At 74.4% G+C, this 1,679-nt stretch carries 2 protein-coding genes; one reads left to right on the top strand and one right to left on the bottom strand.

Annotated features, from left to right (window positions below; genetic code table 11):
* Nucleotides 1-474: PfkB family carbohydrate kinase (locus ACYVE9_RS25770; protein WP_461030301.1), on the bottom strand; the 474-nt coding region annotated here is incomplete at its 3' end.
* Between the two features lie 39 nt (nucleotides 475-513).
* On the opposite strand from ACYVE9_RS25770, the gene ACYVE9_RS25765 reads away from it, so the two are divergent.
* The coding region (locus ACYVE9_RS25765; protein ID WP_461030300.1) for a family 4 glycosyl hydrolase at nucleotides 514-1,679 on the top strand (1,166 nt) is incomplete at its 3' end.

Raw genomic sequence — 1,679 nt, 5'->3', positions numbered from 1 at the left:
GATCCACGGCTGCGGCTCCCCGGGCGTCAGCGAGGCCACCGCGGCGCGGGACGGCGGCGGCTCGTCCACGGCCGGCTCCTCCGGCGGCGGCGCCTCGTGGCCGTGCGAGACCATCGTGCGCTCGCCCTCGTAGGCCATGGACACCGTCACCGGGGAGTGCCAGCCGGGGACCGTGCGGGACAGCGAGAGGTCGATGCCCTCCCCCTCGGCGAGCGCGTCCCAGCAGTACGAGCCGTACATGTCGTCACCGAACGCCGCGGCCAGCGAGGTGCGCAGGCCCAGCCGGGCGAGAGCGGTGGCCATGTTGGCGACGCCGCCCGGGCTGGAGCCCATACCGCGAGCCCAGGTCTCGGTGCCGCGGACCGGTGCCGAGTCCAGGCCGGTGAAGACGATGTCGAGAAAGACGGTCCCGGTCAGGTACACGTCCCAGGGCGGGTCCTGCGGGGTGCGCACGGCGGCGAGCGGGTCGAGCATGCCCCTCAGTCTGCCGGAAGCGCAGTACCGTCGGACGTCATGCGACTCTCCTTTCTCGGCGGCGGCGGCTTCCGCGCCCCTCTTGTGTACGGTGCCCTGGCCCAGGCCCCCGGACTGGTCTCCGAGGTGGCCCTGCACGACACCGACCCGGCACGGCTGGAGGTGATCCGCTCGGTGCTGGAACAACTGCCGGGCGGCCCGCCGGTGCGGGTCACCACCGGACTGGACGACGCGCTGCGCGGGGCGGACTTCGTGTTCTCCGCGATCCGGGTCGGCGGCACCGAGGGCCGGGTCGGCGACGAGCGGACACCGCTCGCCGAGGGAGTGCTGGGCCAGGAGACGGTGGGCGCGGGCGGCGTGCTGTACGCGCTGCGCACGGTCCCGGTGGCGGTGGAGATCGCCGAACGGGTCCGGGCGATCGCACCCGACGCCTGGGTCATCAACTTCACCAATCCCGCGGGCATGGTGACCGAGGCGATGTCGGCGGTGCTGGGCGAGCGGGTCATCGGCATCTGCGACTCGCCGGTGGGGCTGGTCCGACGGGCGGCGCGGGCGGCCGGGGCCGACCCGGACACCGTCGACTACGACTACGCCGGCCTCAACCACCTGGGCTGGCTGCGCTCGCTCACCGTGGACGGCCTGGACCTGCTGCCGGGCCTGCTCGCCGACCGGACGGCGCTGGCCGGGTTCGAGGAGGGCCGCCTCTTCGGCGCCCGGTGGCTGGGCGCGCTCGGCGCGCTGCCCAACGAGTACCTGCACTACTACTACTTCCGCCGGGAGACCCTGGAGGCGGTGCGCGGCGCTGAGGAGACGCGCGGTGAGTTCCTGGACCGGCAGCAGAGCCTGTTCTTCGCCCTCGCCGCGGCGGAACCGCACCGGGCCCTGGAGCTGTGGCAGCGCACCCGCCGGGAGCGGGAGGAGACCTACCTGGCGGACGGCCGGGCGGCCGGCGGCGGCTGGCAGCGCGACAGCTGCGACCTGGAGGGCGGCGGCTACGAGGGCGTCGCGCTGGCCCTCATGCGGGCGATCGGCCGGAACGAGCCGAGCAGGCTCATCTTGAACGTGCGCAACCGCGGCACGCTGGCCGCGCTCGACGACGACGCGGTGATCGAGACGGTCTGCGAAGTCGACGCCCGGGGTGCGAGGCCGCCGCCCGGCAGCGGCCTCGGCCCGGCCGAACTGGGTCTGGTCCTCCAGCTGAAGGC

The sequence above is a fragment of the Streptomyces sparsus genome (assembly GCF_054776295.1).
Note: the sequence above shows the minus strand (reverse complement) of the source record. Positions and strands in the feature narration are given on the sequence as shown.